The organism is Parafilimonas sp., from assembly GCF_047606085.1.
In the GTDB taxonomy this organism is placed as follows: domain Bacteria; phylum Bacteroidota; class Bacteroidia; order Chitinophagales; family Chitinophagaceae; genus Parafilimonas.
Genome location: NZ_JASGEX010000104.1, coordinates 1 through 17,424, shown reverse-complemented (window position 1 = coordinate 17,424; position 17,424 = coordinate 1). Strand labels below are relative to the sequence as shown.

Here is a 17,424-nt window from a genome sequence, read left to right as displayed (position 1 = left end):
GTGCTGGTTTGAATTTGAAACCTAAGCTGCCATTTATCCTGCGGTACCTGCCTGCCGGCAGGGGAGTGACACAATGAATATCCGCAATGAACAAAAGCTCGTCAGCAAAATATAAAAATTAAAATATAATAACGCTTTTTTATAACAACAACTAAAACACAATCTATGAACCAAAATGACAATAGCATACAAACAGCGTACGATGATACGGGTATGCCGATTATTGTAGGCCTTGACATAGGCACTACAAAAATTGCTGCCATCGCCGGTCGCAAAAACGAGTATGGCAAACTGGATATACTCGGGTTTGGGCGCGCCGACAGCAATGGTGTTCAGCATGGGCAGGTGCTGAATATTGATCAAACGATCAATGCCATTCAGCAGGCGCTGGCCAACTGCGCCAAAAGCAATCCCGATCTTGAAATCCGCGATGTGTATGTGGGCGTGGCAGGCCATCATATCAAAAGCTTGCAAACACGCGGCGATATTGTGCGCCAGAATGCAGAAACGGAAATTGCACGCTGGGAAATTGACCAGTTGGTAGAAAACCAGCGCAAAACCTTCATACCCGCAGGCGACCAGATTATTGATGTGATACCACAGGATTTTCATGTGGACAATTACCAAAATATTAAAGACCCTGTGGGCTATAATGGCGTGAAAGTTGGCGCTAACTTCCACATCATTACCGGCGACAGGAATGCGATACGCAATATCTACCGCGCTGTTGACCGCAGCAATCTGAAGACAAAAGATCTGGTGCTGCAGCCACTGGCTTCATCAAGCGCTGTAATGAGCGATATTGATATGGAAGCCGGCGTGGCCATACTGGATATTGGCGGGGGCACAAGCGATCTTGCTGTGTTTTATGATGGCATTTTAAAGCATACTGCCGTTATACCATTTGGTGGTGAAAATATTACCAACGATATACGTATGGGGCTGGGCGTATTAAAAGCGCAGGCTGAAGCCATGAAAGTGCAGTTTGGCACTGCACTGGCCGATGAGGCAAAAGCCAATGCCTATATCACCATTCCCGGTATAAAAGGCATGGCGCCAAAAGAGATAAGCGTAAGAAACCTTGCCGCGATCATACAGGCAAGAATGAGTGAGATACTGGATTTTGTAACATATCATGTTAAGCAGATAGGATTGGATGCACGTGCCTTGAATGGCGGTATTATTTTAACGGGCGGCGGTTCGCAGTTGAAACATCTCATCCAGCTTACGGAATACAGCACCGGCATAAGTGCACGCATCGGTTATCCCAACGAGCACCTTGCGCCAAATCATATTGATGAATTAAAAAAGCCCATGTATGCAACCTGTATTGGTTTAATACTGAAGGGGTATAACGATTATGAGCATAAGCGCAAGGAATTTGATAATCGTTTTAAGAAGGTTGAAGTGCCTGAAATATTGAAGAAAGAAGATATTCCGGCGAATGGAAAAGAAGAAAAGAAGGAAAAGGTTGACACATCCAAACGCAGGGGCCTGAATAATTTCTGGGATAAATTTAAAGACGGCCTGATAGATATGTTTAAAGAAGAAGGAGATAAGGAAATTAAGTAAGCTATTAGCCGTTAGCTATTGGCTATTAGCAAATACAAAATATTAAATTCAAAAAAATGGCTAACAGCTAAAAGCTAATAGCCAACAGCTTTAAAAAACTTACTTACTAACCACAAAAAATTTAATTATGATACATTTTGATTTGCCCAAGCAAAAATCATCTATTATAAAGGTGCTTGGCGTTGGAGGCGGCGGCAGCAATGCAGTAAATTTCATGTATGCCCAGAATATTGAAGGCACAGACTTCATTATATGCAATACCGATGCGAAAGCATTGGAGCAAAGCGAGGTGCCAAATAAAGTGCAGCTCGGCCCCCATTTAACACAGGGCCTTGGCGCAGGCGCCAATCCTGAAGTTGGGCGCAATGCAACCGAAGAAAGCCTGGAAGAGATAAGAAGGATACTTGAAGTAAATACAAAAATGGCCTTTATTACTGCCGGCATGGGCGGCGGCACCGGCACCGGCGGCGCACCCATCATTGCACAGGTTTGCCGCGATATGGGCATCTTAACCGTTGGTATTGTTACCACGCCGTTTGGCTTTGAAGGCCCGCGCAGGTTATTGCAGGCCGAAGAAGGCATTAAAAGATTACAGCCTTATGTGGATACCCTGCTCATCATCAGCAACGATAAGCTGCGCATGCAATATGGCAACCTTAAAATGAAGGAGGCTTTTGCCAAGGCTGATAACGTATTGGCAACAGCAGCTAAATGTATTACCGATATCATCAACAGCCGCGGGCATATTATTGTTGACTTTGCGGATGTATGCACGGTAATGAAAAATGGCGGTGTCGCTATTCTCGGCAGTGCTGCCGTAGAAGGTGAGAACCGTGCACAGAAAGCCATTGAAGAAGCCCTGAATTCTCCATTGCTGAACGATAACGACATACGCGGCGCTAAATGGATACTCATCAATATCAACAGCGCTGAAGGCGAATTTGAATGCACGATGGATGAACTGGAGATCATCAACAGCTACCTGCGCATGCAGGCCGGCGAAGCTACCGACGTGATTGTGGGTATGGGCTATGACGCTGCTCTCGAAAGAAAGATTGGCATTACCTTAATTGCAACAGGCTTTGAACAAAAAGACCCGGTGGCTGCTTTGCACCGGGAAACAATGCCGGCAAAGAAAATGGAGAAACCAAAAGAGGAAAAGATCATATTAAGGCTGGATGTTGAAGGGCAAAAGAAAGCAGAAGCGCCAAAGCTGGAACCTGTTCTGCAGGCAGATGTATATGCGCCCACTTTATCTGAACCTGTTAAAGAAGCGACGCTGGTTGTTGCCAATTCTGTTGTGCCTGATGTAAAAGATGAAACGCCTTTGCATTTTGAACTTGAAATTCCTGAAGCAAAAACTGAAGAAGTAAAGGCTGCTGTTGAAGAAAAAGAAGAAGTGGAAGAAACGCCTTCTATTTTGAATATGCTGTACGAAGAAAAGCAGGCCGAAGAACCAAAGCCGTCTCCGGCTTTTTTAAGTAAGCCCTCTTCTATTTATGCACAGCCGAATGAAAAGCCGGCAGAGGCAAAGAAAGAAGTGCCAAAAAAAGCCATGCCTGCCGACAGGCAGGAAGATCCGAAAAAGCCGAGGCAGCAGCCTTTGTTTGAAGAAGAAACAATTCAGTTTGATGTGGTGATAAAAGACGAAGCGCCTGTGAAATCAACACCGGTAGCCGTGTTCAACCTGCCGGCAAATGACGAAGAAGAAGAGCAGAAGCGCCGCGCCGAAGAGCGCATACACAAGCTGCGCAACCTTTCTTACAACATGAATTCCATGGACAACAATAATGAATATGAAAATGTTCCGGCTTATGTGCGCCGCAACCTTGAATTATTCGGGAACAACAAGCTCACTTCGGTAGAAGATTTTTACAGCAAGGTAGCCGTTAAGAAAGACGATAACAATAACACACAAATTTCAACCATCAATACTTTTCTTGATGGAAAGAAGCCAGACTAAGCGATTGGCATAGAGTTTTAGTTGTACTTCCCCCGATTTTATCGGGGGATTTTTTTTATTATACTGCGCAAGGAGCAAAAGAATAAGATTTAAATCTAACGTATGCCCGATATAAGCCCGAAAGGCTTTAATATAAATAGCCGCCGGTGAATCGGCACCAGTTTATTGAACCCCGCCGGGGTTCAATAACAACCCTGCCTCATTTCCCCCCGAATAAAATTCGGGGCTATTAAAATTTAATCCCCTTCGGATTTTCCTGCCTGCAAATTTCTTCACTAAGCCTTATATCAAACTTGCGTTATTCTTACCTCTTCTAACGCGCCTTACATAATTCATGTATATAGTGCGCAGGAAAATTAGTGAATACCTCACCCTGGCAGCCAAATGGCTGATGCTGTCCTAAGCTCAGCCTTTTTATGTACGCCGGTCTTTCAATGCTGCCCAATACCTGTTTTGCATTTTTGCAGGTAAATAAAAAAATATTGCTTTTATCCGGTATAATTGCAGCCTATTGTGTAATTTTTGCCCGCCTGCCATTGTTGATGTTCATTTTATTTTTTATTATATAATCAATTAAACTTCTTTCATAGTAAGCAATGCAGGAAATTACAGAAAATACCGTTCGGGAATTAGCGGCAAAAACAATGCTGTTAAAAAAAGAGATTCAGAAAATAATTGTAGGCCAGGAAAATGTGATTGATGAAATACTTGTTGCCCTGTTTGCAGGCGGGCATTGCCTCCTGGAAGGTGTGCCGGGCCTTGCCAAGACATTAATGGTGCGCACCATTGCACAGGCGCTGCACTTATCATTCAGAAGAATACAGTTTACGCCCGACCTCATGCCCACCGATATTCTCGGCACAGAGATTTTAGAAGAAGACCATACCACCGGAAAGCGGTTTTTCAAGTTCAATAAAGGCCCTCTGTTTGCTAACATTGTACTGGCAGATGAAATAAACCGCACACCGCCCAAAACACAGTCTGCCCTGCTGGAAGCCATGCAGGAATTTGAGATAACTTATGGCGGCCAAACGTATAAATTAGACAGGCCTTTCTTCATACTCGCCACGCAAAACCCCATTGAGCAGGCCGGCACCTATCCCTTGCCAGAAGCGCAGCTTGACCGGTTCTTATTATATATCAAAATAGGGTATCCAACAACGGCGGAGGAAGAAGCAGGCATCTTAAGCAATACAACAGGCAACCGTAAAGCGGATGTGCAGGCTGTTTTAAACGGAGAAGAGATACAGCAACTGCAAAAGCTTGTTCGCGATGTGCACATAAGCGAAGACCTGGTGCAATATGTGGCAACGCTTATAAGGGCAACACGGCCGAACGATACCACCATACATTTTGTAAAAGAATGGGTGCGATGGGGCGCCGGCCCGCGTGCCGGCCAGGCATTGATCTTAACTGCCAAATCGCGGGCTTTATTAAAGGGCCGCTATGCGGTTATGATGGAAGACATACAAACTATGGCCGCGCCCGTTTTGCGCCACCGCATCCTGATGAATTTTAAGGCCGAAGCCGAACAGATTAACTCAGATAATGTAACGGCAGTATTGCTGAAAGAAATAGCACGCAGCAAAACAGCGCTGGGATGATGAACGGCAATCTTTACGTGAATCGTCAAACGTCAATGTAAGATGTCTTTAAATTTAAAACTTCAAAAAATATGATGTTGGTTGAATCTAAGCATCAAGGCATAACAGCCGAAAAGTCATAAGCACAGCAGCTAAATCAAGGCTGTGCACGGATGTGTTGAAATATCATCCGTGCTTGAATTTCTTTGGTTACTTTCTTTTTTCAAGAAAAGAAAGTGACAAACTTAATCACCATGAACAATCTCGTGCATCCAAAAACATTAATGGCCATTAAAGACCTCTCGCTCGCTGCAAAAAAAACGGTGGACGGCTTCATGAGCGGCATTAATAAAAGCAATGTAAAAGGCACGGGGCTTGAGTTCAGCCAATACAGGAGTTATCAGCCCGGCGATGATCTGCGCTGGCTCGACTGGAAGATGTATGCGCGCAGCGACCGATATTACATACGTGAATCGGAAATGGAAACAAGCATCTCCGTTCGTTTCTTAATTGATGCAAGCCGCTCCATGCTGCATGAAGATAGCGGCATCAGCAAGATGGATTATGCAAAATACCTGGCTGCAGCGCTGGCTTATCTCGCGCACAGCCAGGGCGACGCTATTGGCTTATATGTTTTTAAAGAAGGCGGATTGTTTTCACTCGCATCCAGAAAAGATGCACAGCATCTCACCAGGTTTTTTTACCGGTTGCAGCACATTCAGCCTGAAGGAAAATTTACAGATGCGGTGCATTACAGGCACATATTTACGGGCGGGCAAAAAAAAGAACTGCTGGTATTTATAACGGATATGTATGAGCAGGATAAAGAAATAACAAAGCTGCTTGGCGCTTTGTCTTCGCTCGGGCATGATATGACCGTGTTTCACCTGGCGGGCAATAATGAATTGAAATTTGACTTTGGCAATTATGCAGCCGTGCAGGATTTGGAAACAGGCGAAAAGATAAGCATCAACGCCAGGGAAACACGGAAGATATATGAAGAAAGGTTACAGCAATATTTGTCGTCTGTGCGCATGAGCCTGCTGGATAAGCATATTTTTTACAGGCTGGTAAATATGGCGGAACCTCTGGATAAATCATTAAGGGATTTTTTAACGCAAAGGCAAAAAAGTTTTATTTAACCATTGTTGAGCTTTTTACAACCGATATGGCTTTATGCAATCAGCGGGATTATTATTCCCGTTGCCATTCACTTCTGGAATATCAAAGAAGGGAAAGCCCTGCCTGTTGGCAGTATTGTGCTGCTTGAAAAAAGCACAAAAAAATATACAAAAACGCTTCGCATTCATGAATGGCTGCTGCTCGCATTGCGCTGCCTGCTTATTGTCTTTTCTGCCATGCTGCTGGCAAAGCCCGTAAGGCAGCAAAAATTCAATGATAAGCAGGGATGGATATTGATGGACAGGCAAAGCCCGCATATTGTTTACGATCATTTCAAGCCTGTTATTGATTCATTGATACATAAAGGGTATGAGATCCATCGCTTTAATGATGGCTTTGAAAAAATAAACCTGGAAGATGCATTGAGCGCAGAAGATACAGGCCATGCCACTATACAATATTGGCCATTGATAAAAAAAGCAGATAATCAGCTGCCTGCATCTTTTCCGGTGTATGTATTCACAACAAACAGGCTGAAAAATTTTAACGGTGAAAGGCCGCAGGTAAATGCCGGTGTTAAATGGCTTGCTTATACGCCTGACACAAGTGCAAAACAATTGGCAAAAGCCTGGAAGACGGATGACAGCCATATCCGTGTAATGCTGGTTAACAGCGCAGCGTCAGGCAATATGTTCAGTTACGATGATGTGCCTGCTAACCAGGGTGTGTCCGGCGATTATACAATAGCTTCAGCAAACGGGCGGCTATCCATTGCCTGTAAGAAGCAGCCGCCTGTAATGGTTGATACGGCTGTTTTATATGTGAGCATTTATGCCGGGGAGAATGCGCTTGATGCCGGCTATATAAAAGCTTCGCTTGATGCCATTGCACAGTTTACGAAGCAAAGAATACAAACAACTGTATGCAGCAATATATCTTCTGTTCCTCAAAAAAATGAATGGCTGTTCTGGCTGAGCGATGGCAGTTTGCCCAAAAGCGTTTCTGCCGCCCATGTTTTTAAATATGAATATGGAAAAGAAATAACGGCCAGTTCAATCATGCAGTTTTATAATATCAGTGCGCAGCAATCAATAAACATTGATAAAAGAATTGCGGCTGATAGTTCCATGCATACATCATCTGTATTATGGGAGGATGGTTTTGGCAACCCTTTATTAACGGTGGAAAATGCCGGCGGCATCACGGCATACCGTTTCTATTCCCGGTTTAGCCCGCAATGGAACGGTTTGGCCTGGAGTGAAGCCTTTCCGTCAATCATATTGCACCTGATGTATAATGATGCCATAAGCCATATAAATAATAATTATGCAGATGAAAGGATAATTGATGCAAAGCAAATACAGCCTGTGCTTATAAACAATCCTGGCAGGAAAACGGTTTCAGTTGCGGAGAGCCTTTCAACCCTGTTTTGGCTGACTATTTTTCTCCTGTTTTGCGCCGAGCGCATTATCTCATTTAAAACAAAAGCGGCGGTGCAATGAAGGAACAGGCCATCATATCATCACTGCAAAAAAAATGGAAGGCGATCAGCCTTGTATCCATTGCATGCATATCGCTTGCCTTTGCCCTTGTGTTTGTCACCTGTTTGCACCAACTCTTTCAGTATTCATTTGCATGGGCTTTGCCGGCATGGATTATTTTGTTTGCATTAATGATGGCCATGCAGCGCTCCTGGCGCATACAGCAACGCGATGTGCTGCTGTATTTAAACAGGCATATTGCCCAATTGGAAGAAAGCAGCGAACTGTTATTAAAACCGGCAGCATCGCTTAACCTGCTTGAACAAATGCAGGTGAATAAGCTGAAAGAAAATATAAGCTATGCTGCATCTGTGCACCCGGTAAGCAAAAAAATAAAGGGATCGGTATGCATTTTATTGTTATCGCTTATCCTGTCTGCACTCATTTTTTTGCTGCTCAGGCCCTCATTATTTCAACAGGAAAAAAGCAACCGTGCAACAGCAGCTTCATCAACGCCGGAACAGGTTTTGCCGGCCGTTTCATCGGTCACTTTAAAAATAAAGTCACCCGCTTATACAAACATCAAACTGCAAACGCAGCAGGATATGAATGTGGTGGCGGCAGAGGGATCAACCGTTTACTGGCAGCTTGAAACAAACAAGGCTGTACAGCAGATCAGTTTAAAGTTCAGTGATACAACCGTATTGCCACTGCATGCTGCAAACGATGAGCGCACCGTGTGGCGCGGCGACAGAACAATAAAGCAATCCGGCTTTTATCAGGTTGTTTCAGACAGCAGCTTGTCTGAGTTATACAAGCTGGAAGTGATAAAAGACCAGCCGCCTGTTATAACCGTTCAGTTGCCCAAACCATCGGTGGTTATTGATGTTGGCGAACCGCAGCGCACAGCCATACAACTACATGTAACGGATGATTATGGCATTGCTGATGCAACGATTATGGCAACGGTGGCCAGCGGCAGCGGTGAGGCGGTGAAGTTCAGCGAACATGCCATACAATTCGGCAATAATTTTTCGGCGCATAATAAAAACTATGAGCTGAAAAAAACAATAGACCTGCCGTCGCTGGGCATGAAGCCCGGCGATGAGCTGTATCTGTATTTTAAGGCAGGCGATAATAACAACCGGCAAACGCAGTCTGATACCTATATTATTTCTATTGCAGACACAGCAGACCTGATGGGCTTTGACGGCGCCGTTAACAGCCTTGATGCGAAGCCTGAATATTTCAGGAGCCAGCGCCAGATTATTATTGAAACAGAACAATTGCTGCGCGATAAGCCAACGCTTGCCCGGGATGCATTTAATAACAGGAGCAATGACCTGGGCATTGACCAGAAACTGTTGCGGCTGCGTTATGGAAAATTTTTGGGGGAAGAATTTGAAGCCAATATTGGCGGGCATGAGGCACAGGAAGAAGAAGGCCATGATGCGCACGAAGAGCAAGAAAAGCCGGCTGGCGATAACAACAATAATTTTGGCAATGCTGAAGCCATCATAGACCAGTTTTCGCATAAGCATGATATTGCAGAAGACGCCAATTTCTTTGATGCCGGAACAAAGAAGCAGTTGAAAGCTGTATTAACGGAAATGTGGAATGCGGAATTAAGGTTGCGCAGTTTTAAGCCTGATGAAGCCCTGCCTTTTGAATACAAGGCTTTGCGCTTATTAAAAGACCTGCAGCAGCAAAGCCGCGTGTATGTGGCCAAGACCAATATTAAAACGCCGCCATTAGACCCTAAAAAAAGGCTGACCGGCGAATTGGATAAAATTATTTCACCTTCAATGCAAAACAGTTCAGGGCCAAACGATCAGTCGCTGGTGGCGGCGCAAAAAACATTAAGCGTGCTTGAGCATTTAAAAACAAACAACAGCGTAAGCAATGATGAAATGGCATGGCTGTTTGCTACCAGCCGGCTTATGCAGCAGCGGGCAGCAGCGTCGCCGGGAAAATACCTCGCTGCCCTGCAGTCGTATCAAAGCGTGCTGAACCATATTCAGCAAAAACAAAATATACCTGTAAAAGATATAGGGGCAGCGCAGGGCGGCCTGCAGCAAATGCTTGCTGCGCCTGCATTAAAACCTTCGCCTGCCGCCACACTTAATGGCAACAGCCTCTCGCAACAATATTTTCTCAACCTTAATAACAGCAGGCCATGACAGCAGTTCAATACAGCATGGTAACCGCCTGTTTGTTGTTAGCAGCTTTGCTTATCTGGCTGGAGGTGAAAAGGCAAAATAAAGCACGCTTGTTGTGGCGGATTATTGCCTCTGTATCAGCCGCTGCAAGCCTGGCCTTTCCTGCAATGCCCATTGCATTTCATACAGCGGAAGGCAATATGAAAAATGAGGCTGTTTTATTAACCGACGGTTACAGTAAAGACAGTGTTGACGCCTTCTTAAAGCAAAACAGGCATGCTGCTGTTTATACAAAAGATGCATATGAACAGCAGCATGAACGGTATAACCTGCATGTGTTTGGTTACGGGCTTTCAGCAGATGAATGGCAAACCATGCCTGCATCCGGCATTTTTTTTCATCCGTCAAAATTGGGCAATGGTATAATAAGCATTGGTTATAAAAAGCAGATCAGCAGCGGCGAAACACTGGCTGTGCAGGGCAGGTTTAATAATACAACCAATAAAAAAATCAAGCTGGCATTAAGTGGTTTTGGCGCAGGCCTTGATTCGGTTGTTATCGGCCCAAATCAGCAGCAAAGGTTTGAATTAAATACCATTCCAAAATTTATTGGCAGGGCTGTGTATGATATTACTGCTGCTGTTAATACAGATACGCTTGAACAGGAACCATTGCCTTTTGAAGTATCACCGGCAAAACCGCTAACGATACTATTGCTGGCGGCTTATCCCGATTTTGAAAATAAGTTTTTGCAGAACTGGCTGTATGAGAACGGTTATGTTGTGGCTGCAAGAACAACCATCAGCAGGAATAAATACAGCTATGCTTTTTTTGATACATCAAAATTTCCTTTGGATAAGATAACGCCCGGCGTGCTGCAGCCATTTGATGTATTGATAGCAGACGGCGCCGCGCTGGCCGCTTTAAGCAGGCAGGAATTATTCAGCATAAAAAACCAGGTAAGCGATAAAGGGCTTGGCCTGGTTATTAAAACTGACAGCACGCAGGCGCCGGCAATATTTTATAATGGCAACTGCGCTGTTGCGCCTTCATCAAACCACAATAAACAAATCCTTTCCGTTCAATTGCCCGGCAAAGACACGGCAAGTGCATTGCCTGCTGAAGACGCTGCTTTCATTAAAGTGAACAGCGGTGCGGGCGCTTTAATAACAGATGCCAGAAAAAATGTGCTTGCCTGCCATGCTTTGTACGGCAATGGCAGCCTCGTATTTTCAACATTCAGGAACAGTTATTACTGGATGTTATCGGGCGATAAAAAAAGCTATCAGTTGTTGTGGTCATCCTTAATAGGAGAAGCGGCGAAAAAAGAAAAGGTAAACAGGCAATGGAGCGTACAGCCTGCATTTCCCGCCGTTAACCAGCCTGTGCAGTTAACAGCAGAAGCCATAAGCGATATGCCCTTCCGGGCTGCAATTGACAGCAGTGCGGTTACTTATGCCGCACAGCCGTTTTTGCCATTTGAATGGACAGGTATTTACCGGCCCTCAAACGCAGGCTGGCAGCCGCTTACATCATCAGGCGGCGATATATGCTGGTTTTATGTTTTTGATAAAAATGACTGGAGGCATGCCAGGGCATGGCAAAGAATGAATGATACGCATAACTATGCATTGCTCAATAAAAAACAGCCTGCTGATGCTGCTTTGAATAATAAAATGAGCAAAAAAACAGTTCCGGCAATTTATTTTTTTGTTGTGTTTATGTGTTGTTGTATCTTCCTCTGGATTGAGAAAAAATTATCATAAGTTGTTCTTTACTTTTTCCCTTGATGGAAAAAGTAACAAAAAGATCAAGAACGGATGATATTCAACACATCCGTTCACGCGCCCTGATTAAGCTGCAGTGCAGATGATTTTTCGACTATTGAGCCTTGATGTTTTGATCAAACAGCACTATTATTGGAAAGAGAATTTATATGCTGATTGAAATAATACAACAATCTATACATTCATGCACCCGCTGTATGAAATTAAATAATCAGATTATGAGTTTGAGCACCCTTCTCCACTTGTGGAGAAGGGCAGGGATGAGGGTTAACCAATAAATCAATATCACCTTGAAACGAAAAGAATTTTTACAACTGTCGGGATTAGGCATGGGCGCTTTCATGCTGCCTGATTTTATGCGGGGCAATCGTATTGATCCCCTCCGGGCCATCAACGATGGCATAGACACGGCCACAAAAAAGCAACTGGCAGATGTGGCTTTAAATGCTGCCAAAGCCGGCGGCGCCACGTATGCCGATGTGCGCATTGGCCGTTATTTAAACCAGTTTATCACTACGCGGGAAAACAGGGTGCAGAATATTGCCAACACCGAATCGTATGGCGTGGGCATTCGCGTAATTGCCAATGGAAGCTGGGGCTTTGCCTGCTCGCAGGATGTGGGCAAAGACAATATTGCAAAGCTGGCGCAGCGCGCTGTTGACGTGGCAAAGGCCAATGCAAAAATCACCAGCGCACCGGTGCAGCTTGCGCCGCAACAGGGCTATGGTGAAGTGAGCTGGAAAACGCCCATTGAAACAAATGCTTTTGAAGTGCCGGTAAAGGATAAGGTTGACCTGCTGCTGAACGTAAACGCCATCGCCATGAAGGAGGGAGCAAACTTTATTAATTCGGCAATTATGGCGGTGGATGAACAGAAATACTTTGCCTCAACCGACGGCTCTTATATTGACCAGGACGTGCATCGCTTATATCCTTTCTTCAACGTTACAAAAATTGACAAGGCTTCCGGCAAGTTTGAAACAAGGCGTTCCCTGAGCTCGCCTGTGGGCATGGGTTATGAATACTTAACGTCCACGGCTGCTGATAAAGTGCAGGGCGTTGTTACGCGGTATAAAAACCGGTATGATATTTTGGAAGATGTAAAGAATGCAACAGCCGATGTGCAGCAAAAGCTGCAGGCCAAATCTGTTGAGCCGGGCAAGTATGATCTTGTGCTCGATCCGTCCCATCTCTGGCTTACCATTCATGAATCGGTGGCGCACCCAACCGAGCTGGACCGTGTGCTGGGCTATGAAGCCAATTATGCCGGCACCAGTTTCCTTACCCTCGATAAGCTGCATTCGGGCAACTTTCAGTTTGGCAGCAAAAATGTAAATATTGTGGCCGATAAACTGCAGCCCGGTTCGCTGGGCGCTGTGGGTTATGATGATGAAGGCGTGAAATGCGGTGAATGGGACCTGATTAAAAACGGTGTGCTGGTAAACTTCCAGGCCATACGCGACCAGGCGCATATACTGGGCTTAAAAGCATCGCAGGGATGCTGCTATGCCCAAAGCTGGGCCGATGTGCAGTTTCAGCGCATGCCGAATGTTTCGCTCAGGCCGGGCGCTGATACGCTAAGCGTTGATGATATTATTAAAGATGTGAAGAAAGGTATTTACATCATCGGTGATGGTTCTTTCTCCATTGACCAGCAGCGGTATAACTTCCAGTTCGGCGGCCAGACCTTTTATGAAATACAGGACGGAAAAATTACAGGCATGCTGAAAGATGTGGCCTACCAGGCTAATACCCAGGAGTTCTGGAATTCCTGCGTTGCCGTGGCCGATAAAAGCGATTACCGGCTGGGCGGCGCTTTCAACGATGGCAAGGGCCAGCCTCCGCAGTCGAATGCCGTATCACATGGCAGTTCCACCGCAAGGTTTAATGGCATAAATGTGATTAATACGGCGAGGAAGATTTAAAACACGCCCCCATCCCCTGAAGGGGGGTAATAAAATCCTTAAAACAGGTGATGGATAAACCTGATGGTAGGCTCGCAAATCAAAACGCATGAATATTATTCAAAAAAGAAAATAAATTTTAGTAACATTCTCTACTCCCCTTTAGGGGATGGGGGCATCAATTTATACCATGGCTATCTTAACACAAGACGAAGCAAAAACGATATTGCAAAAAGTGATCAGCTTTTCAAAGGCGGATGAATGTTCCGCCGGTTTAGACGGCAGCGAAGGCGGCAACATCCGTTATGCGCTCAATGCTGTTTCTACGGCAGGCGATGCCAGCACGCTGAGCCTTGCCGTAACATCTACCTTCGGGAAGAAATCAGGCTTGGCTACCATTAATGAGTTTGATGATGCCTCGCTGGAAAAAGTGGTGCGCCGTGCTGAAGAGCTGGCGCAGTTTGCTCCCGATAACCCGGAATACATGCCCTTGATCGGGCCGCAAACATTTAAAGACAGTATTGAATATGTTGCTTCCACGGCAGCCGTTATGCCGGCTACCCGCGCTGAAGCCGTTGCCAAAAGCATAGAAGTGTCGAAGGGCGCTAACCTGCAGGCCGCAGGCTATATTGAGAACAGCAGCGGCTTTAACGCCATCATGAATTCAAAAGGCCTGTTTGCCTACAGCAAAAACAGCGATGTAACCTTCAGCGTTACGCTGCGCAACCAGGAAGGCACCGGCTCCGGCTATGCCGCAAGGGGCTTTAATGATATTGATAAGCTCGATACGTACACCGCCACCAAAATTGCGGCCGGCAAAGCCAGTGGCTCTGTGGGGGCCAAAGCCATTGAGCCCGGCAAATACACGGTGATCCTGGAGCCGCTGGCAGCCGCTTATTTGCTGGAACGTTTGTTCTTTGCCTTCGACGCCCGCAGCGCCGATGAAGGCCGCAGCTGCATGACCAAACCCGGCGGCGGCAACCGCCTCGGCGAAAAAATGTTTGATGAACGGGTAACCATTTATTCAGACCCCTTCAATCCCGAATTGCCCGGCAGCACCTGGAACCGCGAAGGCCAGCCCATAGAAAAAACAACCTGGGTGGAGAACGGCGTTATCAAAAACCTGATGTACAGCCGTTACTGGGCGCAGCAAAAAAACGTGCAGCCCGTGCCGATGGGCTCCAACTTTATCATAGCCGGCGGCGACGCTTCCCTTGAAGACCTCATTAAAAGCACCGAGCGCGGCGTGCTGGTAACCCGGTTCTGGTACATCCGCCCGGTTGACCCGCAAACTTTATTGCATACCGGCCTCACCCGCGACGGGACTTTTTATATTGAGAACGGCGAGATAAAATATCCCATCAAAAATTTCAGGTTCAACGAAAGCCCTATCATCATGCTTAACAACCTGGAGGCATTGGGCAAACCGGAGCGCACCATCAGCGTAGAATCGTACCGGAGCTATTTAATGCCGCCGATGAAGATCAGAGACTTTACTTTCTCTTCTTTGAGCGATGCGGTGTAGGAGATAATGGTGATGATATTTTTAAAATCCCGCCCTGCGGGATTTTTTTGTTTATGTGGCGGCGAGCAGGTGGATTGCAGGGTGGCTTCCGCTGCCCCTGCGTTCATGCAGGCGGGTTGTGTTTTCACGCCCCGCACTGATGATTTTTTAACGGGGCGCATTTCAAATTTTCGCTTCATACGCGGCAATGCGGTCGGTGAGACACCGACCGGTAGCGGGTTCTACAGGTGGGTATCACCACCCACCTGCGAAAACTTGAAATACACCCTTTTTATTTTTAATGGCGGCAAAAATCAAAATTATTTTTATAGTTCAGCAGCATTAATTTTACAGCCTAACTTTTTTAATTTATAAAAACACTGTTTGTGCCTGCCTTTACCTGCAAAATTGTTTTGCACAAAAACCAAAGCCGCATACTGGTACAGTTTGAAATTAATAACGCATGGAATAAAAGAATGCAGGCTGTGCCCGGTGCAAAATGGAGCAAAACGCTGCGGGGGTGGACAATACCCGACACTCCGGAAAACCGCAGCCGGTGCGGGTTTAAGCCGAATGATTTTTTGCAGAAAGAGCGCGTGGCGCCATTGCCTGTAAAGCCCGCCGCACCTAAAGTTTCCAAAGAAGCTTTATGCTTTATAAGCGATAAGAACAGGCTGGAAATGGAAAAGTTTTTATCGCAGCTTGCTTTAAAGGCATACAGCCCGTCAACCATAAAAACTTACAGGAATGAATTTGCACAGCTACTGCAGGCTATTGGCAAATGCCCGGCACAAAACCTGGCGCCTGATGACCTCAGGCGTTATCTTTTAGTGTGCATTGATAAAGGGTTAACAGAAAATACGATACACAGCAGGCTGAATGCGTTAAAATTTTATTATGAACAGGTACTGGGAAAAGAAAAGTTTTTCTTTGATATTCCAAGGCCTAAGAAACCGCTGATTTTACCGAAGCTGTTAAATGAGCACGAACTGCAGCGGTTGTTTAACGCTTTATCTAACAGGAAACATAAAGCGATGTTGTTTACAGCCTATAGCGCAGGGCTTCGCGTGAGCGAAATAGCAAAATTAAAGCTGGCGCATATTGACAGTCATCGCATGCAGATATTTGTGGAAAGGGCAAAAGGCAAGAAAGACCGGTATGTAAACCTAAGCCCGGTATTGTTAGATATTTTAAGGAAATATATTCAATTGTATAAGCCGCGGCCGAAAACCTATTTATTTGAAAGTGAGCAAACATTTGCAGCCTATCCCACCAGAACGATACAACAGATCTTCATAAATGCAAAAAATAAAGCCGGGATAAATAAGGATGTAGGCATACACAGCTTACGGCATAGTTTTGCGACCCATTTGCTGGAAAAAGGAACAGATATTAAATATATAAAAGAACTTTTGGGACATTTTAATATAAGGACAACCGAGCGGTATTTGCATGTGAGCAAACAGAAACTGGTAAACATCATCAGTCCTTTTGATGATTTGTGGGATAAAGGTTCGATAGAATGGTGATGGCGGATTGTCCTAACGACAATTGAAATTGTATAAGATTAAAATGTTGGTTTTCAATAGCGGTTTTTTTGAGCAGTTTCGCATAATATAGCATAAATTAGCGTGTTAGTAGCCATTTTACGAGCGACCGTGCTAACATCAACAGACAGACAAAAAATGAATTTACTAAACAATAAAAAAGTTGCAATTATCGGTGGCGGACCTGTTGGACTGACAATGGCAAAATTGTTACAACAAAACGACATTGATGTAACTGTTTACGAAAGAGACAAAGACCCACAAGCAAGAATTTTTGGTGGAACACTTGACTTACACAAAGGTTCGGGACAAGAAGCAATGAAAAAAGCGGGGTTGCTTGACACCTATTTTGCAAAGGCAATTCCTATGGGCAGAAACTTTGCTGACGAACAAGGAAATATTTTGCTTTCTAAACCACCAATGTATGATGACCCCGAAATCAACAGGAACAACCTCAAAAAAATATTACTTGACAGTTTAACAAGCGACACCGTTGTTTGGGATAGAAAATTGACAACTATTGAAGAACAAAACGAGAAATGGATTTTGCATTTTGAAAACAAACCGACCGCAACTGCCGACTTTGTTATTGTTGCCAACGGTGGAATGTCAAAAGCACGAAATTTTGTTACAGATACAAAAGTAGAATACACCGGAACTTTCATAATTCAAGGCGATGTTCCCGAACCCGAAAAAAAATGTCGTGAGTTTTACCAACTTTGCAACAACAACAACATTTTAATGACAGCATATCAGGGCAATTTCCTTGTTGCAAATCCCAAAAATGGCGACTTGTTGAGTT

12 protein-coding genes are annotated in these 17,424 nt (G+C 45.0%); all 12 read left to right on the top strand.

Annotation, left to right across the window (positions count from 1 at the left end; genetic code table 11):
* Window positions 1-165 precede the first annotated feature (165 nt).
* Window positions 166-1,572: a cell division protein FtsA gene (ftsA, locus tag QM629_RS09060; RefSeq protein ID WP_415159373.1), complete on the top strand. Its 1,407-nt coding sequence runs from the start codon at window positions 166-168 to the stop codon at window positions 1,570-1,572.
* 127 nt (window positions 1,573-1,699) lie between these two features.
* Window positions 1,700-3,535 (top strand): cell division protein FtsZ, encoded by a 1,836-nt coding sequence (ftsZ, locus tag QM629_RS09055; protein WP_415159371.1) that lies wholly within the window; start codon window positions 1,700-1,702, stop codon window positions 3,533-3,535.
* Between the two features lie 596 nt (window positions 3,536-4,131).
* On the top strand, window positions 4,132-5,139 hold the full coding sequence (locus tag QM629_RS09050; protein WP_415159369.1) for an AAA family ATPase: 1,008 nt from the start codon (window positions 4,132-4,134) through the stop codon (window positions 5,137-5,139).
* Between the two features lie 215 nt (window positions 5,140-5,354).
* Window positions 5,355-6,260: a DUF58 domain-containing protein gene (locus QM629_RS09045; protein ID WP_415159367.1), complete on the top strand. Its 906-nt coding sequence runs from the start codon at window positions 5,355-5,357 to the stop codon at window positions 6,258-6,260.
* A 6-nt stretch (window positions 6,261-6,266) separates the two neighbouring features.
* Window positions 6,267-7,742, top strand: coding sequence for a BatA domain-containing protein (locus QM629_RS09040; RefSeq protein ID WP_415159365.1), 1,476 nt, complete (start codon window positions 6,267-6,269; stop codon window positions 7,740-7,742).
* A complete protein-coding gene (locus tag QM629_RS09035) occupies window positions 7,739-9,901 on the top strand; it encodes a DUF4175 family protein (RefSeq protein ID WP_415159363.1) in 2,163 nt (720 codons plus the stop codon). The genes QM629_RS09040 and QM629_RS09035 overlap by 4 nt, the downstream gene beginning before the upstream one ends.
* Window positions 9,898-11,646, top strand: a complete 1,749-nt coding sequence (locus tag QM629_RS09030) for a hypothetical protein (protein WP_415159361.1) — start codon at window positions 9,898-9,900, stop codon at window positions 11,644-11,646. Before QM629_RS09035 ends, QM629_RS09030 begins: the two co-directional genes overlap by 4 nt.
* A 311-nt stretch (window positions 11,647-11,957) precedes the next feature.
* Window positions 11,958-13,592 carry a TldD/PmbA family protein gene (locus QM629_RS09025; RefSeq protein WP_415159359.1) on the top strand — a complete coding sequence of 545 codons (1,635 nt, stop codon included), beginning with the start codon at window positions 11,958-11,960 and terminating at the stop codon, window positions 13,590-13,592.
* A 169-nt stretch (window positions 13,593-13,761) separates the two neighbouring features.
* A complete protein-coding gene (locus QM629_RS09020; protein ID WP_415159357.1) occupies window positions 13,762-15,096 on the top strand; it encodes a TldD/PmbA family protein in 1,335 nt (444 codons plus the stop codon).
* Between the two features lie 12 nt (window positions 15,097-15,108).
* Window positions 15,109-15,450, top strand: a complete 342-nt coding sequence (locus tag QM629_RS09015; RefSeq protein WP_415159355.1) for a hypothetical protein — start codon at window positions 15,109-15,111, stop codon at window positions 15,448-15,450.
* An 11-nt stretch (window positions 15,451-15,461) separates the two neighbouring features.
* A complete protein-coding gene (locus QM629_RS09010) occupies window positions 15,462-16,604 on the top strand; it encodes a tyrosine-type recombinase/integrase (protein ID WP_415159353.1) in 1,143 nt (380 codons plus the stop codon).
* A gap of 156 nt (window positions 16,605-16,760) precedes the next feature.
* The coding region (locus tag QM629_RS09005) for an FAD-dependent oxidoreductase (RefSeq protein WP_415159351.1) at window positions 16,761-17,424 on the top strand (664 nt) is incomplete at its 3' end.